The following is a 25,815-nucleotide window of genomic DNA, read 5'->3' as shown; positions in this document are numbered from 1 at the left end:
TACTAACCATTATTCGGGTCATCATTCTCGGCCTTTTTGTCTTTCCTTTTGACAGAGATTGATGCTTTCAGAGTTTTGACTGGCTCAGGTAATTCGGTATCAATGGAACTGAAAGCAGGAACTCTTTCATCCAGCGGAATTTCCCAGCATGAAACCTGCACGCCTTCTAAAAAGCCAGTAAAGGTTACACGCTCAACATAGCGGAAATCATCAACTTCAACAGCAAAAAACCAAATGACAGATACAGCGTCGCCTACTTCAACAGGCAATAAACTCATCTGACTCAGCGCTTCTACGCAAGGTATCAGCCTGCGTTCTTCCGGACGATTAGGACCTCCCCGATACAAACGCACTGGCACTGAATCGATAGAAAAGGTAAATTTTCCATCGTCTTTCACTATGCCAAGCCAGGGCCACTCTTCATGTTGAGTTGCGGCCCGAATTATCCTCGTTCGGCAACATTCATAGGCTCTCAACCCAGTTGAACGAGCAGAATCACCGAGTTCTTCATTATGTAAATCAATCACATCATCCCTGACATTTCGAATCAGGGATGCAAGTAGTTTAAGTCGCTCTATTGTTAGAGCTGGGTTTAGCTCCCACGGTTGCTTCATTGCAAAAAAGACCTCATGCGTAGAGTTACGTAGCCCTTAATGGGGATTTGGTGAAATACATGACAATAATCTTGCGTTTTTTTTATTTTGTCAAGTGAACAAACAAAAGTAACCACCAAACCGACATGTCAATTAATTTTTTAACCATACAATTAGTATTGATTTTTCTATTTAAATCAAAATGTACATCGCAGGAGATATGGTATGTATACATACACTTCAACTCAGACACGTACCAACATCTCAGAAGCATTGGATACAACCACTCAGAGGGAACCGATTGAAATCCCCCACCAATACAGTAGCTCAGCAGTGGTTATCAATAAGGCTTAGTTCGAGGCATATAAGAATGCTAAACTGGATGCAGAGTTCGATATGATTATGCAACCTCATGGTCATACTGTAGAGGCGCTGACAAACCGATGATCTAGGTCAGTGCTCAAGATGTTATCACTTTCCGCGACCGTATATTTGGAACGTCTCACATTGGCAAAGTGGAGGCTCTTTCCAACATTTTCATACCGAATGGGAAGAAGGCGGCCTTATCGAACCTTCCCTTAAAGTTGCGAAGTGTAAATGCCAGCAACCTGCACTTGTTAGCTCATCTTACTGAACCGATCTTAACAAGAACTGATGGACAATTTCGCCCCAACTCATTGGACACTTTTATTTATCGTGTATTCATGTGTGTACTTAACGAAAAGAAAGATTAATAAAAATATAATAAAATCAATAAACATAAGCACTCACTCAACATTCAGATTCAATCGAGTAATCGTGCGCCAGTACCCTGAAAGCCCGCCCGTTGCGGGCTTTTTTATTTTTAAGACCTACCTTCCGGCACCGCTTTACAGTTCGGCATCGCTCCCGGTATTGTGATTTTCAGGGTTCCACCTGTCCGGGCTTTTTATGTTTTCATCCTCGCGACCACTTCATACCCGTACATACTATCTGGCCGCACCCCTGTTGATGCTTAGCGCCTTCGGGGTACAAGCCGGGGACACGCGCACCGTCACAGAGCCCGTCCCACCGCCGCCCTGTCAGACCCTTTATGCCAGAGGAACAGACGATGCAACGCAGGCCATTCAGACGGCGCTCACTAGTTGCGCTCGCGGGAAAGTCGTGCATCTGGCCGCATCTGAAAACACAGACACTTTCTACAGCGGCCCGCTCAGCCTGCCATCGGGCGTAAGCCTGGCGATCGATAAAGGAGCAACGCTGAGGGCTGTCGCTAACCCGGCCCGTTTCGACACCGGCAAACAGACCTGCGGCACGCTGGATACTTCCGGGAAGGGCTGTAAGCCATTTATCTGGATCAAAAATGCGGTCGGCAGCGGGATTTATGGGCAGGGGACAATTGATGGCCAGGGTGGCGCGGTCATGGCCGGGCGAAACCAGACCTGGTGGCAACTGGCAAAGGAGGCGCAAAAAAGCGACAGCAAACAGAATGCGCCTCGTTTGATCCAAATTGATAATTCCAGCGATATCACGCTGTACCAGATAACCCTTAAAAACGCGCCAAATTTCCATATAGTGGGCAACCGCAGTAACGGGCTGACGCTGTGGGGGATCACTATCGACACTCCCGCTTTTGCGCGCAATACGGATGGTTTTGACCCTATGGGGTCGACGAATGTGACGCTCACCCACAGCGTGATCGGCACCGGGGATGATAATGTGGCCATTAAGGCCGGAAATGCCAGCACGTCCCATATCTCTATTGTGGATAACCGATTTGGTTCCGGACACGGCATGTCCATTGGTAGCGAGGTCAACAAAGGCGTGAGTGACGTGGACGTCAACCTTCTCACGCTGAACGGCACAACCAACGGGCTGCGCATTAAAAGCGATCGCGCGCGTGGGGGCCTGGTCACCGGAGTTACCTATCGCCATATCTGCATGGAAAACGTGAAAAACCCGATTGTTCTGGACACGCGTTATGAGCCGAAAGCACAGGGAGGAAGCCTTCCCGTTTTTCGTGATATTACGTTTGATCAGGTCAAAGTGCTTACGGCAGGTACGCTGACATTTCAGGGAGACAGCGACAGCAATCCGATTGTGACCACCCTGAACAATGTGACACTTGCCAGTGATTCGGCAATACACAAAAAATACGCCATTCTCCAGGGCACCATCGCATCAGGTGCCACGGGATCATGTCCTTAAGGTCAATGCGTGGGACACTCACGAGGCAGAATATGACTATCATTAACGCCACAAATATCCGCAGCCACAATTTGTCCGAATGCCATCATTTCGTCATCAGGATAGTGGGTAAGTCCTGGCGACGGGGCACCTCTAATCGTACCAACTGCTCCGGCTACAACATCAACCAGCATATTTATGATGGAATGACCGTTGAGGCGTACCAGGAGATGGTCACCCTAAAATTTGATAAGAATGACCCGCAATTTTCGTTAACCAAACATCTCAGGTACGACATTGAGAAAGGATTCATTGAGCTACATGGCCCGTCGCTTTAGCTCAGGCAGACTTTCTCATTTTTGATGCGTTGCCATATGGTTACGCACGTGGTGCCTGCGATGTAAATCGTGACCAGCCTTTTATCATCAGATGGATAGTCGAACCCGGCGATTCCGATGCTGACGATTACGGAGAAGGATACCTCCGCAGACACGGCGCTAAAAGCCGACGATGCCATGTTCACCCAGCCAGGCCGCCAGCGTCTGAATCACCGGATCCTGAATAAATGCCATGATCTGGCGGGCCTTCTCGGTACCGATGCCCGGCAGGCGCTGCCACGCCTGGCTGCTTCGGTCCTGCATCTGCTGCCAGTGGGTATCTCCGGCGGCCCGAATTGCCGACTTTGTTAAAGGCAGACCCATTGCATAAATCCAGCGCACAAACGGACGGTCGCGCGCCAGCTCAAAACGATGCCAAAGTTGCAGCCCTCTTGCAGGCGTTATTCCGGCGGTTTCCTGTAATTGTGTTTTGGTCAGCGCCAGCCAGGAAAAGAGATGTTCAAAGCGATGTGTCTGATGCAATACCCGCCATCCCGCCTCCCCCAGGCCGTCAATGTCCAGCGCCTGCTTTGAACCCAGCCACGTCAGACGGGCCAGAAATTGCTCCTGGCACTCCGACGAGGCATAAAAACAGGTGAGCGGCGTGAAAACCGGGGCTGGCGGTTGCGGTTTATCGCGAACCTGCCCGCGCCAGACCACATCATCAATGCGCGGTATCCCTTGCCCAGCAAGACTTATCCGTACGCGATCGCCAGGCGCGATATCCAGTTCCTGCCAACGCCGGACGGAACCAATGTTGACCCGCTGCACACGTTTATCATCCAGCTTTATCGGTTCAAGTTGGGCAACCACGGCTATTTTCCCGGTACGCCCGACGGTAAAGCGGATGTTTTTCACTTCGGCGACATGTTCGACCGGCGGATATTTCCATGCCGCAACCCAGGCACCTTGCCCCGGACTCCACTGTTTTCCGTCCGGTTCCTGAGCACTACGCACCACCACACCATCCGTCACGAAAGGCAGTGCAGTAGTAAACCAGCGCTCGCGGAGGGTTTCCACCTCGCTGATATTGCTGACGGACACACTGTAGCGCTCCACCCAGTCAAACCCGGCCTGCGTTAATATTTGCAGGCGTTGGGTTAACGTTTGTGGCCCATTCGGCCAGCTCCAGACAAAGACGGCAATATCGTTCAACACATCCGCCCCGCCTCGCCGCATCATGGCGCCCGCCACTTTGGCCCTGGCGTTCATCCCGCCCATCTGCTTTTGGATGTGGCCCTCGCGCTTTAAAAACAACTCGCCCTGTAAAACGCTGTTTGCCAGTGCGCCCGTAACGTTTTGCGGTAAAGCGGGAATACGACGGGCGTTCTCCGTCCAGTCTTCCCCCACCAGCCCATTTCCCCGGCTGATCACCCGTTCAAGGGTGCCGTGGCGATAGACCAGTGTGACCGCCACCCCATCCACTTTCGGTTGTGCCCAAAGCGCTGTTTTACCCGCCATCCACATCTGTAGCGCTTCTTTATTACGCAGTTTATCGACCCCTGTATGCGCGACCGGGTGCCTCACTGTACCGCCGGATAACACTGGCGCATCATAAGCAGCCTGCCCAAAACAGCGCCGCCAGTTCGCAAGCTGGGCGTTGAGATTATCGTAAACATCGTCGCTCACGGCGCTCGCGCCCTGTAGCCAGTAATCCTCATTCCATTGCGCCATCTGTTTTTCCAGCAGTGCAATCTCTTGCTCTGCCCGCGCAGGCGTCCATACCGGGCAAGCCGCGTAACTGCATGCGCTCCATGCCACCGCGCCGATCATCATAAATATCCTGATCCACATTTCGCCATCTCCTTAGCTGAATGCTGCGGGTATATCGCGACGGGAATAGGTTTTCGAGTCGATAACATAGGGTTTGCGAGGCAGGTTCTGGCGTTTTTCACCGTTTGCAGAAAAAAGGTGGCAAATCAGGGAAAAGGCGCGCAAAACACCATTATCCACAGTAAAAAGTGTGACGAGGGCTACGTCACGTTGCGCCGTTGTGTATAATAGGCACGTATGTAAGTTTCCTTTCGCAATTCACATACAAAAGACTCTCATGGCTCAAGGCACGCTTTATATTGTTTCCGCCCCCAGTGGCGCGGGTAAATCAAGCCTCATCCAGGCTTTATTAAAAACCCAACCGTTGTATGACACCCAGGTTTCTGTTTCACACACCACGCGCGCGCCGCGTCCGGGTGAAGTGCACGGTGAACACTATTTCTTCGTTAATCATGCCGAATTTAAAGCGATGATTGACGATGACGCCTTCCTTGAACACGCCGAGGTATTTGGCAATTATTACGGCACATCGCGCGCTACGATTGAGCAAGTTCTTAAAACGGGCGTAGATGTATTCCTGGATATTGACTGGCAGGGCGCGCAGCAAATCCGCATGAGAATGCCGCAGGCGCGCAGCATCTTTATTTTGCCGCCGTCAAAAATCGAGCTGGACAGACGTCTGCGCGGTCGCGGTCAGGACAGCGAAGACGTTATCGCAAAGCGCATGGCGCAAGCAGTTGCGGAAATGAGCCATTACGCAGAGTATGATTACCTTATTGTGAATGATGATTTCGATACCGCCCTGGGCGACCTCAAAACCATCATTCGCGCCGAACGTCTGCGTATGGGCCGCCAGATGCAGCGACATGACGCTTTAATCAGCAAACTGTTGGCAGACTGAACTCACATTCAGTATCATGCCCAGTCCATCACCATCTGTGGAGCATTTTAAATATGGCACGCGTAACTGTTCAGGACGCTGTAGAGAAAATTGGTAACCGTTTTGACCTGGTACTGGTCGCCGCGCGTCGCGCTCGTCAGATGCAGGTAGGCGGAAAGGATCCGCTGGTACCGGAAGAAAACGATAAAACCACCGTTATCGCGCTGCGCGAAATCGAAGAAGGTCTGATCAACAACCAGATCCTCGACGTACGTGAGCGCCAGGAACAGCAAGAGCAGGAAGCCGCTGAATTACAAGCCGTTACCGCTATTGCTGAAGGTCGTCGTTAATCAATAAGCGGGTCGCCCTTGTATCTGTTTGAAAGTCTGAATCAACTGATTCAAAACTACCTGCCGGAAGACCAGATTAAGCGTCTTCGGCAGGCGTATCTCGTTGCACGTGACGCTCACGAGGGCCAGACACGTTCAAGTGGTGAACCCTATATCACGCACCCGGTTGCCGTAGCCTGTATCCTGGCCGAGATGAAACTCGACCACGAAACGCTGATGGCCGCGCTGCTGCATGACGTGATTGAAGATACCCCCGCAACCTACCAGGACATGGAACAGCTGTTTGGCAAAAGCGTTGCCGAACTGGTGGAAGGGGTGTCAAAGCTTGATAAGCTCAAGTTCCGCGACAAGAAAGAAGCGCAGGCCGAAAACTTTCGCAAGATGATTATGGCGATGGTGCAGGATATCCGCGTCATTCTCATCAAACTCGCCGACCGTACTCACAACATGCGCACGTTGGGCTCTCTTCGCCCGGATAAACGTCGTCGCATCGCCCGTGAAACCCTCGAAATTTACAGCCCGCTGGCGCACCGTTTAGGTATCCATCACATCAAAACCGAGCTTGAAGAGCTGGGCTTTGAAGCGTTGTACCCAAACCGTTATCGCGTCATTAAAGAAGTGGTAAAAGCCGCGCGCGGTAACCGTAAAGAGATGATTCAGAAGATCCTTTCTGAAATCGAAGGGCGTTTGCAGGAAGCGGGCATTCCGTGTCGCGTCAGCGGTCGCGAAAAACATCTGTACTCCATCTATTGCAAGATGGTGCTCAAAGAGCAACGTTTTCATTCAATTATGGATATCTACGCCTTCCGCGTAATCGTCCATGATGCTGACACCTGCTATCGCGTGCTGGGCCAGATGCACAGCCTCTACAAACCGCGTCCAGGTCGCGTTAAAGACTATATTGCCATTCCAAAAGCGAACGGCTATCAGTCTCTGCACACCTCGATGATCGGTCCCCATGGCGTCCCGGTTGAAGTGCAAATTCGCACCGAAGATATGGACCAGATGGCGGAAATGGGGGTCGCGGCGCACTGGGCCTACAAAGAGCATGGCGAAACCAGCACCACCGCGCAAATCCGCGCCCAGCGCTGGATGCAAAGCCTGCTCGAACTGCAACAGAGCGCAGGCAGCTCGTTTGAATTTATCGAGAGCGTTAAATCTGATCTCTTCCCGGATGAGATTTATGTTTTCACCCCGGAAGGCCGCATCGTGGAACTGCCGGCAGGCGCGACCCCGGTCGACTTTGCCTATGCGGTACACACCGACATCGGCCACGCTTGTGTGGGCGCACGCGTCGACAGGCAGCCGTATCCCCTGTCGCAGTCGCTTTCCAGCGGCCAGACCGTAGAAATCATTACCGCACCGGGCGCACGCCCGAATGCGGCATGGCTTAACTTTGTCGTGAGCTCCAAAGCCCGCGCCAAAATTCGCCAGTTGCTGAAAAACCTCAAGCGTGATGACTCGGTAAGCCTTGGCCGCCGTCTGCTCAATCACGCACTAGGTGGAAGCCGTAAACTGGCGGAAATTCCGCAAGAACATATCCAGCGCGAGCTGGACCGTATGAAGCTCGCCTCGCTTGACGATCTGCTGGCAGAAATCGGTCTCGGCAACGCCATGAGCGTGGTGGTGGCGAAGAACCTGCAGCAGGGCGAAGCGGTGGCGACAACGCAAAGCACCAGTACCGCCACGAGTGCCAGCGGCGGTCATTTGCCGATCAAAGGTGCGGACGGTGTGTTGATTACTTTCGCGAAGTGCTGCCGTCCGATTCCCGGCGACCCGATTGTGGCGCACGTTAGCCCTGGCAAAGGGCTGGTTATCCACCATGAATCTTGCCGTAACATCCGTGGCTACCAGAAAGAGCCAGAGAAGTTTATGGCCGTTGAGTGGGACAAGGACACCGCGCAGGAATTTATCACCGAAATCAAGGTGGATATGTTCAACCATCAGGGCGCGCTGGCGAATCTGACTGCGGCAATCAACACCGCATCTTCCAACATTCAGAGCCTGAACACGGAAGAAAAAGACGGTCGCGTTTACAGCGCCTTTATCCGTCTGACGTCACGCGATCGCGTCCATCTGGCGAACATCATGCGTAAAATCCGCGTCATGCCGGATGTGATTAAAGTCACCCGTAACCGCAACTAGTGTTGACTCAAAAGCATTCGAATTGCTTCACAAACGCTTTAGCGTTTTGAACAGCGCTTGCGCTGGCCCTGAAAGGGTGAGGCGGCAAGCCGAAAAACGCGGCAACCGAATGACAAATCTGCCGGGAGCGGATTTGAACGCGGCTTGCAGCGGCCCCGTAAGGGGCGAGGCACAGGGATGGGCCGAGTCATCCGCAGCGATTAAAGGGGCAATGTGAAGGATGAAGTGGATATGAATGCACAACGTTATGCGCGAATCCGCGAGATGCTGGCCAGACGTCAACCGGACCTGACCGTCTGCATGGAGCAGGTCCATAAACCGCATAACGTCTCCGCTATTATCCGCACCGCAGACGCTGTCGGCGTACATGAAGTTCACGCCGTCTGGCCGAACCGTCGCATGCATACCATGCTGTCATCCGCGGCGGGCAGCAACAGTTGGGTGGAAGTGAAAACCCACCCAACCATCGGCGACGCCGTTTCCCAATTGAAAGCGGCGGGAATGCAGATACTGGCGACACATCTCTCAGACAAAGCCGTTGATTTTCGCGAGATCGACTACACCCGTCCCACCTGTATTTTGATGGGGCAGGAGAAAACCGGGATCAGCCAGGAAGCATTAGATCTGGCGGATCAGGACATCATCATCCCGATGATCGGCATGGTGCAGTCACTGAATGTCTCCGTTGCCTCTGCGCTGATCCTCTATGAAGCCCAGCGCCAACGGCAAAACGCCGGTATGTACCTGCGCGAAAACAGCATGCTGCCCGACGAAGAGCAGCAGCGTCGGCTGTTTGAAGGCGGTTATCCGGTACTGGCGCGCGTCGCCAAACGCAAAGGTCTGCCGTATCCCCGCGTCAATGAACGCGGCGAAGTGGATGCCGACGAAGGCTGGTGGGCTACCATGCAGGCAGCGAGATAACGCCTATGCAAGGTCGCCTGTTGGATGCCGTCCCCCTCAATACTCTTACCGGCGTTGGCGCGGCGCAGGCCAACAAACTTGCCAAAATTGGCCTGCATACGGTTCAGGATTTACTGCTGCACCTGCCTTTACGCTACGAAGATCGCACCCAACTCTACCCCATTGCCGACCTGCTGCCGGGCATTTACGCCACGGTCGAAGGCGAAGTGCTGAACTGCAATATCACCTTTGGCGGGCGTCGGATGATGACCTGCCAGATAAGCGACGGTTCCGGCATTCTGACCATGCGCTTTTTCAACTTCAACGCGGCGATGAAAAACAGCCTCGCGACCGGGCGTCGTGTGCTGGCCTACGGTGAAGCAAAGCGCGGGAAATACGGCGCAGAGATGATTCACCCGGAATACCGCGTGCAGGGCGATCTCAGCACGCCGGAATTACAGGAAACCTTAACGCCGGTTTATCCGACAACCGAAGGGATAAAACAGGCGACGTTACGCAAGCTCACCGACCAGGCGCTGGATCTGCTTGCCACTTGCGCGATTACTGAACTGCTGCCGCCAGAGCTGGCACAGGGGCTAATGACACTGCCGGAAGCCTTGCGCACCCTGCATCGCCCGCCGCCGACGCTGCAGCTCGCCGAGCTGGAAACCGGGCAACACCCGGCGCAAAGACGTTTAATCCTGGAAGAGTTACTGGCACACAACCTCAGCATGCTGGCGTTGCGTGCCGGGGCGCAGCGTTATCACGCAAAGCCGCTGAATCCTCAGGATACGCTGAAAAATGCCCTGCTGGCCTCGTTGCCGTTCAAACCTACCGGCGCTCAGGCACGCGTGGTGGCAGAAATTGAACGTGACATGGCGCTCGATGTGCCGATGATGCGCCTTGTGCAGGGTGATGTGGGCTCGGGGAAAACCCTGGTCGCGGCGCTGGCAGCCTTGCGGGCGATTGCGAACGGCAACCAGGTGGCATTAATGGCGCCGACCGAGCTGCTGGCTGAACAACATGCCAATAATTTCCGCAACTGGTTTGCCCCGCTCGGTGTGGAAGTGGGCTGGCTGGCGGGTAAACAAAAAGGCAAGGCGCGCCAGGCCCAGCAGGACGCGATTGCCAGCGGTCAGGTACAAATGATCGTCGGCACACACGCTATCTTTCAGGAGCAGGTGCAGTTTAACGGCCTCGCGCTGGTGATTATAGACGAACAGCACCGCTTCGGCGTCCATCAGCGTCTGGCACTGTGGGAGAAAGGCCAGCAGCAGGGTTTCCATCCCCATCAGTTGATCATGACCGCAACGCCGATTCCACGTACCCTGGCGATGACCGCGTATGCCGATCTCGACACCTCAGTTATCGACGAACTCCCGCCGGGCCGAACGCCTGTGACCACCGTCGCCATCCCGGATACCCGACGCAGCGACATTATCGATCGCGTGCGCAACGCTTGTACCGGGGAAGGTCGCCAGGCCTACTGGGTCTGTACGCTGATTGAAGAGTCTGACCTGCTGGAAGCCCAGGCAGCGGAAGCCACATGGGAAGAGTTAAAGCTGGCGCTGCCGGAGCTGAACATCGGCCTGGTTCATGGTCGCATGAAGCCGGCGGAAAAACAGACAGTGATGCAGGCTTTCAAGCAGGGCGACATGCACCTTCTGGTAGCGACAACCGTGATCGAAGTGGGCGTGGATGTGCCTAATGCCAGTCTGATGATTATCGAAAACCCGGAGCGTCTGGGTCTTGCGCAACTCCACCAGTTGCGCGGTCGCGTCGGACGTGGCGCGGTGGCTTCGCACTGCGTACTGCTCTACAAATCGCCGTTGTCGAAAACCGCGCAAAAACGCCTGCAGGTGCTGCGCGACAGTAACGACGGGTTTGTGATTGCGCAAAAAGATCTGGAGATTCGCGGTCCCGGCGAGCTGCTCGGCACCCGCCAGACCGGGAATGCCGAGTTCAAAGTGGCCGATTTACTGCGTGACCAGGCGATGATCCCGGAAGTGCAGCGCATCGCCCGTCATATTCACGAACGCTATCCTCAGCAGGCCGCAGCCCTTATTGAGCGCTGGATGCCGGAAACAGAGCGTTATTCAAACGCCTGATCACTGTTTGTGATAGACGTTATCAAAACTGACGTTCATGCCACCGCAATAGCCGCTATCATGGACGATTAAGTTGCCATTGACCAGTTGCGCCGTCCCGCTACAGGTGTATTCCTCTTTCGGGTTTCCCCAATGCAGCGCATTCCCCTGTGGCGTTATGGTTTCATCGAGATCGCCGGTGTGGACAATGTCATACCCTTGCGAATCTTTCCCGCCATACCAGGTCGCCTGGCCGTCGACATTCAGCTGTCCTTTCCCGACAGAGGTGATGTGAATTTCGTTGTCACCCACTTCGGCTCGCCATTTACCGGTCCATTCGGCAAGCGTTGCGCTGTGTACCGGCTGTTTTTCCAGATTTGCGGTAGACATCCAGCCGACAAACTCATGCTTTTTACCTGAGTACCAGACGCAGCTCCAGCCCGGCACTTCCTGCGCCACCAGCACCGTATTGCCCGCCACCAGATAGGGTTTTGTTGCGCAGACGTTGCCTTGCCCTGGGCATCCCTCATCGTCGCGGTAAAAATGCACTTTTGCGTCGCCGTCGGCTTTCACTGTCGCCTGGTTGAACACGCCTGGCCAGGCGGGAAAATAACCATTACGGCAACTGTGCAGATCGTATTCGTCAGCAAGACACCCGGCGGAGAAAAAGGTCAGCGCGAGCAGTATTTTTCCTTTCATATCAATCCCTAACTTTTAATTTTCATGCGCGATTGCCGATGATTTTAGCATTGCGCAAATCCTGCGGAGCGTTAAATACCCGGACCAACCAAAATCCGTAGGCTTTAGAACCCAATTTGTCGCTCTCAACATTCTTTATAAAAGTACGTTTTATTGTTTAGCAACCGTTTGCTTTTACCAAACAGTCCGATAGAATCTCCGCTTTTCCATCAGGGGATTGTTTGCGATGTCTGTCAACACCATCGAGTCCGAAAATGCGCAAACGGTTGCGCATACCCAGCCAAGTGAGCTGATCTACCGCCTTGAAGACCGCCCACCGCTGGCGCAAACTATTTTTGCCGCGCTACAGCACCTGTTGGCGATGTTTGTTGGCGTTATCACGCCAGGCCTGCTGATTTGCCAGGCACTGGGTCTACCGGCTCAGGATACGCAGCACATCATCAGCATGTCGCTGTTCGCCTCCGGCGTCGCATCCATCATCCAGATCAAAGCCTGGGGTCCGGTCGGTTCCGGCCTGTTGTCTATTCAGGGCACCAGCTTTAACTTCGTTGCGCCGCTGATCATGGGCGGTACCGCACTGAAAACCGGCGGTGCCGATGTGCCGACAATGATGGCCGCCCTGTTCGGCTCCCTGATGCTGGCAAGCTGCACCGAGATGGTTATCTCCCGCATTCTGCCGTTCGCCCGCCGCATCATCACCCCACTGGTCTCCGGTGTGGTGGTTATGATCATCGGCCTGTCGCTGATTCAGGTTGGCCTGACGTCCGTGGGTGGTGGCTTTGGCGCGATGGCGAACCATACCTTCGGCGCGCCGAAAAACCTGCTGCTGGCGGGTATTGTCCTTGCCATCATCATCCTGCTGAACCGCCAGCGTAACCCGTACCTGCGAATCGCCTCCCTGGTGATTGCGATGGCGGTCGGCTATCTCGTCGCCATGATGATGGGTATGCTCCCGGCTTATAACGCGCCGTCCAGCGCCATTATGATCCCCACGCCGCTGTATTACGGCCTGAGCATCGACTGGAGCCTGCTGCTGCCGCTGATGCTGGTGTTTATGATCACCTCGCTGGAAACCATCGGCGATATCACCGCAACGTCAGACGTCTCTGAGCAGCCGGTTTCCGGCCCGGTGTACATGAATCGCCTGAAAGGCGGAGTTCTGGCAAACGGTCTGAACTCCTTTGTCTCTGCGGTGTTTAACACCTTCCCGAACTCCTGTTTCGGCCAGAACAACGGCGTGATCCAGTTGACGGGCGTCGCCAGTCGTTATGTGGGTTTCTTCGTTGCCGTCATGCTGATGGTGATGGGCCTGTTCCCGGCCGTGGCTGCGTTCGTTCAGCAGTTGCCTGAGCCGGTACTGGGCGGAGCGACGCTGGTGATGTTCGGTACCATTGCCGCTTCTGGCGTACGTATCGTTTCCCGCGAGCCGCTGAACCGCCGCGCGATCATGATCATCGCTCTGTCGCTGGCCGTTGGCCTGGGCGTGTCCCAGCAGCCGATGATTCTGCAATTCGCCCCTGACTGGCTGAAAAATCTGCTCACTTCCGGTATCGCTGCGGGTGGCATCACCGCTATCGTACTGAACCTGGTTTTCCCTGCCGATAAGCCGTAATTCCAGCAGAGGCAGCGGATGTATTCCGTTGCCTCTGTAACGCTCTTTCACCATTCGTGCCTTGAGGAATGCGCATAAATCGTGCATAACTCCTGTACGGGCTTACGAGGGTGGAAGATCATGAAATTTATTGGAAAGCTGCTAATTTTCGTCATTGTCGTCCTGCTGCTGGCGATAGTGGCCTGTTATTTCCTGCTGCAGACCCGCTGGGGCGCAACGCAGGTCAGTAACTGGGTAAACGAAAAGAGTCAATATCACCTCGCCGTTGATGCTATTGACCACCAGCTTTCCTCGCCTTCCCATGTGCTGTTACGCAACGTCAATTTTGGTCGCAAAGGGCAGCCCGCTACGCTGGTCGCCAAAGCCGTTGATATCGGTCTGAGTAGCCGCCAGTTCACCGATCCACTGCACACCGATACTATTTTGCTGCAGGACGGCACGCTAAATCTCTCCCCGGCTACCGCGCCGCTCCCCTTCCAGGCTGACCGTCTGCAACTGAGCAATATGGCCTTTAACAGCCCGGCGACTGGCTGGGATCTGAGTGCGCAACGCGTCACTGGCGCCGTGATCCCATGGCAGCCGGTCGAGGGCAATGTGCTCGGCACGCAGGCGCAAATCCAGATGAGCGCCGGCTCGATGACCCTTAACGGCGTCCCTGCCAACAATGTTTTAATTCAGGGTAGTCTCGATAAAGGCACGGTCACGTTAACGACCATCGGCGCAGATATGGCGCGTGGTTCGCTGACCGGCAATGCGCGACGCGATGCGGATGGCGGCTGGGTGGTGGATAACCTGCGGCTGACCGATATTCGCCTGCAGAGCGACAAATCGCTGAAAGATTTTTTTGCACCGCTCACCACCCTGCCGTCGCTACAAATCGGGCGACTGGATGTGACCGATGCGCGTCTGCAAGGGCCAGAGTGGGCGATTGCAGACCTGGACCTGACGCTGCGCAACCTGACGCTGACCAAAGGCGACTGGCATACGGATGACGGTCAGCTATCGATGAACGCCAATGAATTTATCTACGGTTCGCTGCATTTCTATGACCCGATTGTGAACGCCGAATTTACCCCGGCGGGCATCGCGATGCAGCAGTTCACTACCCGCTGGGAAAACGGAATGGTGCGCACATCCGGCTACTGGACGCGCAGCGGTAAAGCGCTGGTGCTGAACGACGCGGCCATCGTCGGGCTCGAATATACCCTGCCCGCCAACTGGAAACAGCTGTGGATGGATACCCTGCCCGACTGGCTCAACAGCGTCACGCTGACCAAATTCAGCGCCAGCCGCAACCTGGTGATTGATATCGACCCGGCTTTCCCATGGCAGTTGACCTCGCTGGATGGCTACGGCACTAACGTACAGCTGGCGCGCGACCACAAATGGGGGGTGTGGAATGGCGATGTGAAGCTCAATGCCGCCGCCGCAACCTTTAACCGGGTGGATGTGCGCAGGCCGTCACTGGGGTTGAGCGCCAACGGCAGTTCAGTAAACATTACTGAGCTGAGCGCCTTTACCGAAAAAGGGATGCTGGAGGCAACCGCCGTCGTGGGGCAGACGCCGGACCGCACCGTCAAAGTCAGCCTGAACGGTCGCGGCGTACCGGTGAATGTGCTGGAACAATGGGGATGGCCAGCATTGCCCATTAGCGGCGACGGTAATCTGCAAGTGAGCGCCACGGGCCGTATTCAGGCCGATGCGCCGTTAAAACCAACGGTTGATGGCGAGCTTTCTGCCGTCAATGCCCAGCAACAGCAGGTGAAACAGACGATGCGCAACGGCGTGGTGTCCGGTGGTGAAGCTGTTGCGCCCGCGTCGGCACCTGTTCCGACGCCAACCACGACACAACCAACGCCGTAACCCATTTTCCCCGGTGGCGCTGCGCTTACCGGGGCTACCAACCGTATCCGGAAATCCCCTCACCCCGTCCCTCTCCCTAAAAGGGAGAGGGAGAAAAGCGCGCTGCCTTGCAGCCGAGTCGGTACGATGCGTAGCCCGGATCGGGCGTTTGCGCCGCATCCAGGAATCCCGAAACCCTCATCCCGCCCTCTCCCCGAGGGCTGAGAAATCCCAGTCATATTACGTTTTACAGCGATGACACCGCGTAATGAGAACGAAACAGTGACAGCGATGACAGGGTCCGGCTGAAAATCGATGAGGCGTTGACGGCTGACCGGGGCCGCCCGCAGGGAAGCGGGCGGAGGGGATAGCCTGCAAGGACGCAGGCTGGTCCCCGACCCGAAAGTCAGACGACATAAGCATCATGGACCGCGCCAGCGGCGATTTTCCTGGCCGGGAGCCCGGGTCGCCATGGTGGTGGCGGTGAGCCACCCTGGCACGTTCACGGGTTCTGTCGCGACAGAAAAGCAAGGAACATAAGGTGAACGGAATGACCACCAGAGCCACATTTCCCCCCTCGGGAAAAGGGAGAAAAACGCGCCGCATCCGGGAACATCACGCCACATTCAAACGCCCATACTCATGGCATAACAACCACTTCACGGGCACATCCTCGTCAATGGCCGGGAAACGCCCGCCGGGTTCGAGAAAATGGTTATCGCGCTTGTCGTCATTCACCATCGAAATCTCCCAGCCAAGCACAAACGCTTTCTCGGCCCAGAAACGGTGATACAGACGCGGCGGCAGGCACACCCCCTGACCCGGTTTTAACACCAGCGTCTCGCCGGGCTTAAACGAACGACGCCGCCCGTCCACGCTCACCTCTACCGTGCGCCGCTCGTCAAACAACGCCTCTTCTGTCGCCCAGCCGAGCTGCATACATAAATCGCCGCCGCCCCGGTTCAGAATGTCTTCCATCTTATGGGTATGAAAATGCCACGGCGTCTCCTGCTCCTGCTGAATTTGCAGCATCTTTTCGGCATACGGTTTGGGGTATATAGCTGAATTCAGCGCGCCGTTACGCAACGTCAGCAGCGTCAGGCCCGTTTTACTGAAATCACCCCGGCCAAAATCGGTGATATCCCAACCCAGCTGCAGGTCCAGCACTTCGCTCCACTCCGCCAGCGGTTGCTTTCGCCAGGCATCGGCGGTCAAAAATGCAAACGTCGGCAGGCACACGCGAAACGTCTCGGCGATGGCATGGGCTTTATCAATGGCATAATTAATTTGTGAACGCTTCATTCTGTTCTCCCGGTTCGAATGGCAAGCCAGGCAGCGCCGCGCATGCCGCTGCTGTCGCCGTGATGGGCTTTCACGATGGGGGTGGAAAAATGATCGGTAAAAACGAAAGGCGCCACTTCATCGGAGAGGTCCGTGATAAGCAACGCCGCGTTCGACAGCCCGCCGCCAATCACAATCACGCCGGGGTCGAGAAGATTCACCACCGTCGCCAGCGTGCGGGCAAGCTGTTGGCGAAAGCGCGCCACCTGCCGCACGGCATCGGGTTCCCCCTGCTGCGCCAGCGCCACAATCGCATCGCCCGTAAGATGCTGCCCGTTAAGCTGCTGATAGCGCTCGCTCAACCCCGTCCCGGAGACAAACGACTCCACGCAGTTATCTTTACCGCAGTAACAGCGCACTGGCGGCCCGTCGTGCTGCTCGCTGTAGCCCGGCAGGGTGATATGCCCGCACTCGGCGGCATTCCCCCACGCGCCAACAAACGGCTGGCGGTGAATGGCTATCCCGCCGCCGCAGCCGGTGCCGAGCGTGATGCCAAACACCACCTCATGCTGCTGCCCCGCACCGTCGCAGGCTTCCGACAAGGCAAAGCAGTTACCGTCGTTCGCCATCACCACCGTCTGCCCCAGCAACTGCCGGAGATCCGCCTGCAATGGGCGGCCATTGATCACCTGAATATTCGAGTTCTTAATCAGCCCGTTCAGCGGCGAGACGCTGCCCGGCAGGGCAATCCCCGTCATCATCGGCTGTTGTATGTCATGGCGAATCTGATCGATAAAGGCGACCACCGATTCCACAAACTGCGGATAACTCGCTTTTTGCGTCGGGCAGCGGTAACGGGCCAACTCCCGCCCCTGCGCATCCATCACCACCGCCGCGATTTTTGTGCCGCCGATATCCAGCCCCAGGTAGTACATGTCTCTTTCCTTATTGCGAAAGAGGCGGGCGAACCCGCCTCGATGGCCTTAGTAGAGCGAGGCTTTCCCGGTCGATCCAAACAGTTTCATTTTGTGGCGGATCACATCGCGCGCGGCGCTGATCGCATCCGGATAGATCACGTTCGGATCCCACCAGGTTTCGCGGGCAAGGATCTCACGCACTTTCTGGAAGTAGGCGTACTTCATGTCGCTGGAGATGTTGATTTTGCCCACGCCCAGGGTCACGGACTCGGCAATTTCCGCATCCGGGTTCGCCGACCCTCCGTGCAGCACCAGCGGAATATCCAGACGCCCCGCAATATCGCGCAGAATGTTCATTTGCAGCTTCGGCTGCATCCCTTTCGGATAGATACCGTGCGCCGTACCGATCGCCACGGCCAGAGTGTCTGCCCCGGTGCGGGCAATAAAATCCTCCGCCTGTGCCGGGTCGGTGTAGGTCACTTCCGACACGCCACCCTCCACAGAGGTCCCCGTCTGGCCGATGGTGCCAAGCTCCCCTTCCACCGATACGCCCACCGCATGCGCCAGGCGCACCACCTCTTTGGTCAGCGCCACGTTCTCTTCATAGGGCAGCAGCGAGCCGTCAATCATCACCGAGGTAAATCCACACTGGATTGCCCGCAGTACATGCTCGACCGACGCGCCGTGATCCAGATGCAGGGTGAACGGCACCGGGCTGCGCATCGTGATATCGCGGACATAGCCGAAAAAGCTGTCCCCGACAAAATCGTGTTCGCTGGGATGGATGGAGATAATCGCAGGCGTGTTGGTGGCTTCCGCTTCCTCCACCACCGCGCGGATAAAGCAGCTATCCGCCACGTTGAACGCACCAATGGCGAAACCGTGCTGGCGGGTGGGTTTCAGTAACTCTTTCATCGAAATTAACATGTTAATTCTCCAGTTTCAGGGTGTAGCAAGCCCTGCCGGTGCGTCGTTGCAGAGGCATAGAAGGCGTAACAGAAAAAAGGATCAGGCTTTGCCGATAGCGCCGCTGGCCTGTAGATACGGGATAATGGCGTCCTCGCTGGCCTGCTCCATGGCGATCAGCGCGTCCACCAGCTCCAGAGAGCTGTCATGACACAGGGTATGCAGCAGCGCGGCTTTCCCGGCTTCGAACACCGCGGCGCCGACGTTAATTTTGGCGACGCCAAAGGACGGGCAACGCTGCATCTGGTCAAACGGGGTGCCGCTACCGCCGTGCAACGCCAGGGGAACCGTCGATTTGCGGGCCACCTCTTCCAGGCGCTGAAAATCGATAGCAGGCGTGATGCCAGGGGCGTACATGCCATGCGCGGTCCCGACGGAAACCGCCAGCAGATCAATCCCGGTCTGCGCAATAAACGGTTCAACGTCAGCAGCCTGGGTCATCAGATCCGCATTGGTGGCGTGGTCATAGCGCGGCGCATCGGCCAGATGGCCCAGCTCCCCTTCCACACACAGCCCGGCACTGGCGGCCAGTTCAACCACCGCACGGGTCTGGCGGACGTTCTCTTCCAGCGGGAAGGCAGAGGCGTCAATCATCAGCCCACTGAACCCGGCGCGAAATGCCTGGCGAATACGCACCGGATCTTTCCCGTGGTCGAGGGCCAGCGTGACCGGCACCGTGGCTTCGTCAGCCAGCGCTTTCACCACCGCCACGGCAACCGATGGCGGGAAATGCGCCAGATGCCCCTGATACAGGTTCAGGATAATTGGCGCGCGGTGTTTCTCGGCAACCCGCACCGCTGCGCGGGCGCTTTCGAGGTTCATACAGTTGATGGCCAGCAGCGCATAGTGTTCACGCCAGGCTTTGGTCACCATGCTTTTCATATCGGCAAACATAGGGTCTCCGTTTATTCCAGGGTGAAGGTGATCTCTTCGTCTTTCAGTTTCTTATCGCTGAGCTCGTCAAACTCTTCATCACGTTCGGTCACCGGTTTCTTCCACAGCGACAGCATCACGCCGCAGATAACCGTGCCGATCCCCAACGCCAGGCAGAACAGCAGCGGATGGGTAAACAGCGGAACCACAAACATGCCACCGTGCGGAACAGGACTTTCCACACCCCACACCATGATCAGGCCGCCGGCAATCGCCGAGGCCACCACGCAGGAGCCGACCACACGCAGCAGGTCACGCGCCGCAATCGGGATAACCCCTTCGGTAATCATGCAAATTCCCATCGGGAAAGCCGCTTTCAGCGCTTCACGTTCAGCGCGGGTGTATTTGTGACGCGTCAGCAGGAAAGAGAGGGTGATGCCGAACGGGGGAATGATGGAGCCGACAAACTTCACCGCTTCCGGCCCGTAGACGCCGCTGACCAGCAGACCATCGGCAAACAGCGACATGGTTTTGTTCACCGGGCCGCCGAAGTCGAACGTTGCCATCGCGCCAAGAATCGCGCCCATCAGGAAACGCGAGCCGCCCTGCATCGACTCCAGCATGTGGATCAGCGCTTCCTGCAACCAGGCGATAGGTTTGCCGATCAGCGTCATCATCAGCAGGCCGCCGATAATGGTGCTCAGCACCGGCAGCACCATGATGGGCATCAGACCCTGCATGGATTTCGGCAGGCGAATGTAGTGTTTAAGCAGCAGAACGGTGTAGCCCACCAGGAACCCACCCAGCATCCCGCCGATAAACCCGGTATGAATTTGCCCACAGACAAAGCCAACAATCAGGCCCGGCGCGAATCCGGGACGGTCAGCAATGGAATAGGCAATGGCGGCGCTGATCAGAGGGACAATCAATCCCATTCCCCAGCCGCCAATCTGATTGAGCATCCAGGGGATGGTGCCCGTTTTTTCTCCAACGTTTGTGCCGCCGAGTACCTGGCCGAGGGCAATACAAATCCCTGCGGCCACAATTAACGGAATCATCCACGAGATGCCCGTCAAAAGATGTCTTTTTATTTCCTGCGAAACAGGAACTTTATTTTCACTCATGTGACCTCCAGATAAGGATCACGCATTAGCTAATGATTTTTCGACCTTTTCAAGAAACTGAACGGGTGATTTAATGACAATCTCGGTTTTAACTCGCACGATGCGTTTATTAATGAAGCGCTCTTCTCCTTTTATTTTGACATCGACCGCAAGAATAACGACGTCGGCTGCGGAAATATCTTCCGCCAGTAACTCATTTTCAGTACCGATAGTGCCCTGAGTTTCCACTTTAATATTATGCCCAAGCGCTTTCGCGCCTTTAATTAACTTCTCGCGGGCAATATACGTATGTGCAATACCCGCCGTACAGGCAGCAACACAAACAATATTCATAACATGCTCCACTTTTTATTTAGCAAACATCGGATTCGGCATATTGACTAAACAAGTCAATAATCTTTTGTGGACTGCTCTCTTCCAGTAATTGCTCGATGATCTCTTCATCCGCCAGCGCACCCGCTACCTGAGAAAGCAGACGAATATGCGTCGTGTTTTGATCTTCAAGCCGTACAGCAAATAAAATAATGCAGCGCACGTTACTGCCATCCAGGGTTTCCCAGGGAATATCGTGACGTGTGCGTCCAATCGCCAGGGTGGTATTGACCACCGCCGAGGATTTGCCATGAGGTATCGCGATATGATTTTCGAAACCGGTCGACCCTTCTGATTCACGTTGCCAGACATCCTGAATAAATGTTTCCCGGCAACTAATCGCGCCATCTTTTTGCAAAAGGTCGGTTAATTCCTCAATCGCCTCCGTTTTGTTCGTAGCTTTCATATCTAAAATAACGCGATTCGTATTCAGGATTTTTGTTATGTCCATTAAACATACCTCATGGATTCAGATATTAATGTTCGACGACCAAAGACGTCGCACGATGCAATTTTTCCGTAATCACCGTTTCCGTCACGCGCTTAATATCGGCATCATTAAAAAAGGCGGTGACGTATACCACTGGCAGAGCAATGGCCGGCAGATTGATCGTCGAGACAACCAGTTCAATATCGTCCGTCAGTACGGACGGCAGGCTCCCCGCAGAGACCACGCCAACGATGGTCCAGTCCGGGAAGGCGCGCAGAATGCGGCTTTTCAACAGATGCGAGGTGCCGATACCCGTCGAACAGACCAGCAGTACGCGCTTGCGGGCAATCTGTCGTTCCATCGCCGCCTGGAAATGCACGGTCAGATAACCGATTTCATCTTCCGATACCGCCTGATCGCCCCAGCCGCTGAACACCCGGTTCACCGCACACTGGGTCAGCCGCCAGACGTCCTGCAATTCGCCTTTGATATCATCGAGCAGCGGATTACGGATGCGAATCTGGTAATTAAGACGGTTAATCAATGGCTTAATATGAATCAATAGCCCGTCGTACAGCGCGATGTCCTGACTAAAGTCGCTGTCGACCATATCGGCGAAGGTGGCGATAAGCCGGTGGGTAAGCAACCGGGCCTCGTCGCTGGAGTGCATATGGCCAATCACGCTGACGTCGTTATGCTCTTCAATGACCACGCCGGAAGAGATAATGTACTGATAAATAAACCAGACTTCGTCTTCCGGCAGCGGATGGACGATACGTTGCTCTATCCGCTGGATCATACGGCTGGCAACAGCAAAGATGTTTTCATCAAAGGCACTGGCGTTGTCGTCTTTTTTTGGCAACGCATTGCCGCGCGTAATGCGGTACATCATGATTAAAATATGGGTGAAAATATTAACGTAATAAGGTTCACCCAATGACCAGCAGAGATCGTTTTCCATCTCTTGTAATAAGGACTGAACGAATAAAACGTCTTCTTCACCAAAGTAATGAACCAGTGCGTTATAACTGCCCGGATCGAGGCGGGAATAGATCACGCTGCCAGGTTCGTTATGATTAATAACGCCATTAATTAACGAAGCCATTGCATGACGCACGCTGCTTTCGCTGCCTTCAATATGCGTTCCGCTCTGGCTGCGTATTAATGTCAATCCCAGCGGGGCAATCCACGACTCAATCACCTTCAGGTCATTCACAATCGAAGCGCTGCTAATAAAATAGCGTTCCGATAATTTACTGATGGACGTTTCATGTGGCGTTTCGCTTAATAATTGCGACGCGATTTTCACGCGCCGGGAATTGTTCATCATGCCATCGGTATCATCGGCTTCGGTACCAAGCAACTGGTCGAGGTGCAACAGGTCTGTAATATTATCTGCACTGAGCATGACCCCAGCACCGGCACGTTTATTGATGCCAATATTCCATTCTGCCAGCCACGGTTCGAGGATGCGTAAATCCCGCTGAATGGTTTTTTCCGAAACATTTAAATATTCAGCAATTTTTAATAAAGTGATAAATTCCCTTCGCGGGAGAAGGAATTTCAATAATCTGTTTTGTCGCGAGGTAATCATTTGCATTATTTACCCTTACACAGATTAAAAATAATGATGAAGCTCTAAAACAGGTAAGCTCCGCTTGCAATCCGTGATGATAAATATAAAAGGGCATTGAAATAACGACAATACTAAATTGTGTCCTGCCTTCCGGACAAAAAATAAGACAACAAGCGGGATCTCAGAGATATTTACAGCGCAGATCACATTTTTCGCGATAATTAACGTGATAGCGCTCGCAAATATGGGGAGGATAAAAATTTTAAATCGGATAATTCTTTTGTGGATGTCTGGCGTTGCTCGTGTCAGGTACAAAAACCCCGGTGGCGCTGCGCTTACCAGGGCTACCGGCCAGCACCCCGAACGCACGAACCGTAGCCCGGAAAAGGCGTTTACGCCGCATCCGGGAGTCGGCAACAGCGCAGCCAGAGACCCTCACCCCGGCCCTCTCCCTAAAAGGGAGAGGGGGAAAGGCTGCTCGATCGGTCCCCTCTCCCTGAGGGAGAGGGGTAAAGACTACCCTACCATGTAATCACCAACTCACCGCCTGCAGGCGTCACCACCACGCCCCACTCGCTACCGGCGTGCGAACCGCCCTGCACGCCGTGAACCTGCGGTACATTGCGCAGACACAGCGTCCAGTTACGGGCCTCGCCGTGCCCCTTCACGGTAATAACGTTGTCAGAACGCGTCGCCGTCAGCGTAAAGACCACCGAGCCATCGGTCGCAGGCAACTGACAAACGGCGCGCTGCCCGTCGTCGAGCGCAAACAGCTGGAAGGCGGTGCCCACATGCCACGCGTAATCCGGCCTCTGGCTGTTATTGCCCAGCGCCAGCAGCGTATTGCCACGCACATACACCGGCAGGCTTTGCATATCGTGAACCTGCTTATGCCAGCGGCTGCCCTGTATTTCTTCGTTATGCCACAGATGCGTCCAGCGCCCTTCCGGCAGATAAAACTGCACATCGCCTGACTCACTGAATACCGGCGCCACCATCACGCTATCGCCCAACATATACTGCCTGTCGAGATAGTCGCAGGCCGGGTCATCCGGGAACTCCAGCATCATGGCGCGCAGCATCGGCGTGCCGCACTCGTTGGCCAGCGCCGCCTGGCGATAGAGATACGGCATCATCCGGCATTTCAGTTCGGTGAAATGGCGCACCACGTCGCAGGACTCGTCATCGTACGCCCACGGCACGCGGTAGGATTTGCTGCCGTGCAGGCGGCTGTGGCTGGAGAGCAGCCCGAACGCGCACCAGCGTTTATACACATGCGCAGGCGCGGTATTTTCGAAGCCGCCAATATCGTGGCTCCAGAAACCGAACCCGGACAGGCCAATCGACAGCCCGCCGCGCAGGCTTTCCGCCATCGATTCGTAGTTGGCGTAGCAGTCGCCCCCCCAGTGCACCGGGAACTGCTGCGCGCCAACGGAGGCCGAACGGGCAAACAGCACCGCCTCTTTCTCCCCCACCGTTTCTTTGAGCACGTTCCACACCAGTTCGTTGTAGATGTACGCATAATGGTTGTGCATTTTCTGCGGGCAGGCACCATCATGCCACACCACATCAGTCGGGATGCGCTCGCCGAAGTCGGTTTTGAAGCAGTCGACGCCGATATCTACCAGCCCTTTCAGCTTGTCGGCATACCATTTACAGGCGTCCGGGTTGGTGAAGTCGTAAATCGCCAGCCCCGGCTGCCATTTATCCCACTGCCACAGGGAGCCATCCGGGCGTTTGAGCAGATAGCCCTTCTCTTTCAGCTCTTTAAACACCGGCGATTTCTGGCCGATATAGGGGTTAATCCAGACGCAGACTTTCAGCCCTTTGGCTTTCAGGCGGCGGATCATCCCTTCCGGGTCCGGGAAGGTGACTGGATCCCATTCAAAATCACACCACTGGAAGGCCTTCATCCAGAAGCAGTCGAAGTGGAAGACGTGCAGCGGCAGGTTGCGTTCCGCCATGCCGTCGATAAAGCTGTTCACCGTCGCTTCGTCGTAGTTGGTGGTAAATGACGTAGTGAGCCACAACCCGAACGACCACGCAGGCGGCAGCGCCGGACGCCCGGTAAACTGCGTATAGCGGTTGAGCACCTCTTTCGGCGTCGGGCCGTCGATCACGAAGTACTCGAGGTATTCCCCTTCCACGCTGAACTGCACTTTGGAGACCTTCTCGGACCCCACCTCAAACGACACGTTTTCCGGGTGGTTCACCAGCACGCCATAGCCACGGTTGGTGAGGTAGAACGGGATGTTTTTGTAGGATTGCTCGGTGCTGGTGCCGCCGTCGCGGTTCCAGGTGTCCACCGTCTGGCCGTTACGCACCAGCGCGGTAAAGCGCTCGCCCAGGCCATACACCGTTTCGCCGACGCCGAGGTCCAGGCGCTCGAACATATAGTTGCGCGCGCTGTTGCCATCCTGCACATAGCCGTTGTTTTTCACCTGGCTACCGGTAATGCGTACGCCATTGCGCAGGAAGTCCAGCGACCAGAATTCACCTTTCGTCACCCGCACGCTGAGGTTGCCGCTTTTCAGTTCGGCAAACGCGTCGCTGTTTTGCATCTCAACTTTTACATCGTTCAGAACGTTGAGCGGATAGTGCGGGCCGTTATCCAGCGCCCCCTGGAAGTGCTCAATGCGCACACCCACCACACCTTCCTGCGGCGAGAAGAAACGCAGGGTGAAAAGCGGCGTGTCCAGCTGCCAGGTGCGCTCACGCACATCGCGCGGCGCGGCGTGAACCACCATCTCATTCCCCTGCTGTTCCACGTCGAACACCTGAATGGGGTGGATGAGGTTCAGCCCGGGCTGAATGAGCCAGTTTCCATCACTGATTTTCATAACAACGTCCTC

The 25,815-nt window shown here is 55.3% G+C and carries 21 protein-coding genes and 1 pseudogene; 10 read left to right on the top strand and 12 right to left on the bottom strand.

Annotated features, from left to right (window positions below; translation table 11 throughout):
* Positions 1-2: 2 nt before the first annotated feature.
* Complete coding sequence (locus AB182_RS33170) at positions 3-614, bottom strand: hypothetical protein (protein WP_223883566.1); 612 nt, start codon at positions 612-614, stop codon at positions 3-5.
* 204 nt (positions 615-818) lie between these two features.
* Here AB182_RS33170 and AB182_RS33165 point away from each other — a divergent pair.
* The 3 genes and pseudogenes from AB182_RS33165 (at position 819) to AB182_RS25880 (ending at position 3,097) form a co-directional block, all read left to right on the top strand.
* A pseudogene (locus AB182_RS33165) lies at positions 819-1,040 on the top strand (type II toxin-antitoxin system prevent-host-death family antitoxin).
* A 483-nt stretch (positions 1,041-1,523) separates the two neighbouring features.
* On the top strand, positions 1,524-2,780 hold the full coding sequence (locus tag AB182_RS25885; protein ID WP_047372570.1) for a glycoside hydrolase family 28 protein: 1,257 nt from the start codon (positions 1,524-1,526) through the stop codon (positions 2,778-2,780).
* A 32-nt stretch (positions 2,781-2,812) separates the two neighbouring features.
* Positions 2,813-3,097 (top strand): hypothetical protein, encoded by a 285-nt coding sequence (locus tag AB182_RS25880; protein ID WP_047373443.1) that lies wholly within the window; start codon positions 2,813-2,815, stop codon positions 3,095-3,097.
* Between the two features lie 159 nt (positions 3,098-3,256).
* Here the strand turns inward: AB182_RS25880 and ligB are convergent, their stop codons facing one another.
* Complete coding sequence (ligB, locus tag AB182_RS25870) at positions 3,257-4,930, bottom strand: NAD-dependent DNA ligase LigB (protein ID WP_047372568.1); 1,674 nt, start codon at positions 4,928-4,930, stop codon at positions 3,257-3,259.
* A gap of 256 nt (positions 4,931-5,186) precedes the next feature.
* Here ligB and gmk point away from each other — a divergent pair, with 256 nt between their 5' ends.
* From gmk to recG, 5 genes are all read left to right on the top strand, one after another.
* The gene (gene gmk / locus AB182_RS25865; protein ID WP_039080107.1) at positions 5,187-5,810 is read left to right on the top strand and encodes a guanylate kinase; all 624 of its coding nucleotides are present in this window, start codon (positions 5,187-5,189) and stop codon (positions 5,808-5,810) included.
* A 53-nt stretch (positions 5,811-5,863) separates the two neighbouring features.
* On the top strand, positions 5,864-6,139 hold the full coding sequence (gene rpoZ / locus AB182_RS25860) for a DNA-directed RNA polymerase subunit omega (RefSeq protein ID WP_000135058.1): 276 nt from the start codon (positions 5,864-5,866) through the stop codon (positions 6,137-6,139).
* An 18-nt stretch (positions 6,140-6,157) separates the two neighbouring features.
* A complete protein-coding gene (spoT, locus tag AB182_RS25855; RefSeq protein ID WP_047372567.1) occupies positions 6,158-8,284 on the top strand; it encodes a bifunctional GTP diphosphokinase/guanosine-3',5'-bis pyrophosphate 3'-pyrophosphohydrolase in 2,127 nt (708 codons plus the stop codon).
* 231 nt (positions 8,285-8,515) lie between these two features.
* Positions 8,516-9,205: a tRNA (guanosine(18)-2'-O)-methyltransferase TrmH gene (gene trmH, locus AB182_RS25850; protein WP_047372566.1), complete on the top strand. Its 690-nt coding sequence runs from the start codon at positions 8,516-8,518 to the stop codon at positions 9,203-9,205.
* 5 nt (positions 9,206-9,210) lie between these two features.
* On the top strand, positions 9,211-11,292 hold the full coding sequence (gene recG / locus AB182_RS25845; protein ID WP_047372565.1) for an ATP-dependent DNA helicase RecG: 2,082 nt from the start codon (positions 9,211-9,213) through the stop codon (positions 11,290-11,292).
* Here the strand turns inward: recG and AB182_RS25840 are convergent, their stop codons facing one another.
* Complete coding sequence (locus AB182_RS25840; RefSeq protein WP_052958922.1) at positions 11,293-11,970, bottom strand: hypothetical protein; 678 nt, start codon at positions 11,968-11,970, stop codon at positions 11,293-11,295. It lies immediately after the preceding gene.
* Positions 11,971-12,196: 226 nt separating this feature from the next.
* Between AB182_RS25840 and AB182_RS25835 the strand changes: the two genes are divergently transcribed.
* The gene (locus AB182_RS25835; RefSeq protein ID WP_047372564.1) at positions 12,197-13,582 is read left to right on the top strand and encodes a uracil-xanthine permease family protein; all 1,386 of its coding nucleotides are present in this window, start codon (positions 12,197-12,199) and stop codon (positions 13,580-13,582) included.
* 120 nt (positions 13,583-13,702) lie between these two features.
* Positions 13,703-15,445: an AsmA family protein gene (locus AB182_RS25830; RefSeq protein ID WP_047372563.1), complete on the top strand. Its 1,743-nt coding sequence runs from the start codon at positions 13,703-13,705 to the stop codon at positions 15,443-15,445.
* Between the two features lie 594 nt (positions 15,446-16,039).
* Here AB182_RS25830 and AB182_RS25825 read toward each other — a convergent pair.
* The 9 genes from AB182_RS25825 to yicI all read right to left on the bottom strand — a co-directional run bounded on the left by AB182_RS25825 (position 16,040) and on the right by yicI (position 25,803).
* Positions 16,040-16,726: a D-lyxose/D-mannose family sugar isomerase gene (locus AB182_RS25825; protein ID WP_047372562.1), complete on the bottom strand. Its 687-nt coding sequence runs from the start codon at positions 16,724-16,726 to the stop codon at positions 16,040-16,042.
* Entirely contained in the window at positions 16,723-17,640 is a 918-nt protein-coding gene (locus AB182_RS25820; RefSeq protein ID WP_047372561.1) for an ROK family protein, read from the bottom strand. The genes AB182_RS25825 and AB182_RS25820 overlap by 4 nt, the downstream gene beginning before the upstream one ends.
* 48 nt (positions 17,641-17,688) lie before the next feature.
* Positions 17,689-18,549 (bottom strand): ketose-bisphosphate aldolase, encoded by an 861-nt coding sequence (locus AB182_RS25815; protein WP_047372560.1) that lies wholly within the window; start codon positions 18,547-18,549, stop codon positions 17,689-17,691.
* Positions 18,550-18,630: 81 nt separating this feature from the next.
* Positions 18,631-19,482 carry a class II fructose-bisphosphate aldolase gene (locus AB182_RS25810; RefSeq protein WP_047372559.1) on the bottom strand — a complete coding sequence of 284 codons (852 nt, stop codon included), beginning with the start codon at positions 19,480-19,482 and terminating at the stop codon, positions 18,631-18,633.
* An 11-nt stretch (positions 19,483-19,493) separates the two neighbouring features.
* Positions 19,494-20,585 carry a PTS fructose transporter subunit IIC gene (locus tag AB182_RS25805; RefSeq protein ID WP_039080097.1) on the bottom strand — a complete coding sequence of 364 codons (1,092 nt, stop codon included), beginning with the start codon at positions 20,583-20,585 and terminating at the stop codon, positions 19,494-19,496.
* Between the two features lie 18 nt (positions 20,586-20,603).
* Positions 20,604-20,918 carry a PTS fructose transporter subunit IIB gene (locus tag AB182_RS25800; protein ID WP_039080096.1) on the bottom strand — a complete coding sequence of 105 codons (315 nt, stop codon included), beginning with the start codon at positions 20,916-20,918 and terminating at the stop codon, positions 20,604-20,606.
* Between the two features lie 19 nt (positions 20,919-20,937).
* Positions 20,938-21,408, bottom strand: a complete 471-nt coding sequence (locus AB182_RS25795; protein ID WP_047372558.1) for a PTS sugar transporter subunit IIA — start codon at positions 21,406-21,408, stop codon at positions 20,938-20,940.
* Between the two features lie 25 nt (positions 21,409-21,433).
* Positions 21,434-22,987 carry a BglG family transcription antiterminator gene (locus AB182_RS25790; protein ID WP_047372557.1) on the bottom strand — a complete coding sequence of 518 codons (1,554 nt, stop codon included), beginning with the start codon at positions 22,985-22,987 and terminating at the stop codon, positions 21,434-21,436.
* A gap of 497 nt (positions 22,988-23,484) precedes the next feature.
* Positions 23,485-25,803, bottom strand: coding sequence for an alpha-xylosidase (gene yicI, locus AB182_RS25780; protein WP_047372555.1), 2,319 nt, complete (start codon positions 25,801-25,803; stop codon positions 23,485-23,487).
* Positions 25,804-25,815 lie beyond the last annotated feature (12 nt).

It is taken from the genome of Phytobacter ursingii (genome assembly GCF_001022135.1).
Classification (GTDB): domain Bacteria; phylum Pseudomonadota; class Gammaproteobacteria; order Enterobacterales; family Enterobacteriaceae; genus Phytobacter; species Phytobacter ursingii.
Note: the sequence above shows the minus strand (reverse complement) of the source record. Positions and strands in the feature narration are given on the sequence as shown.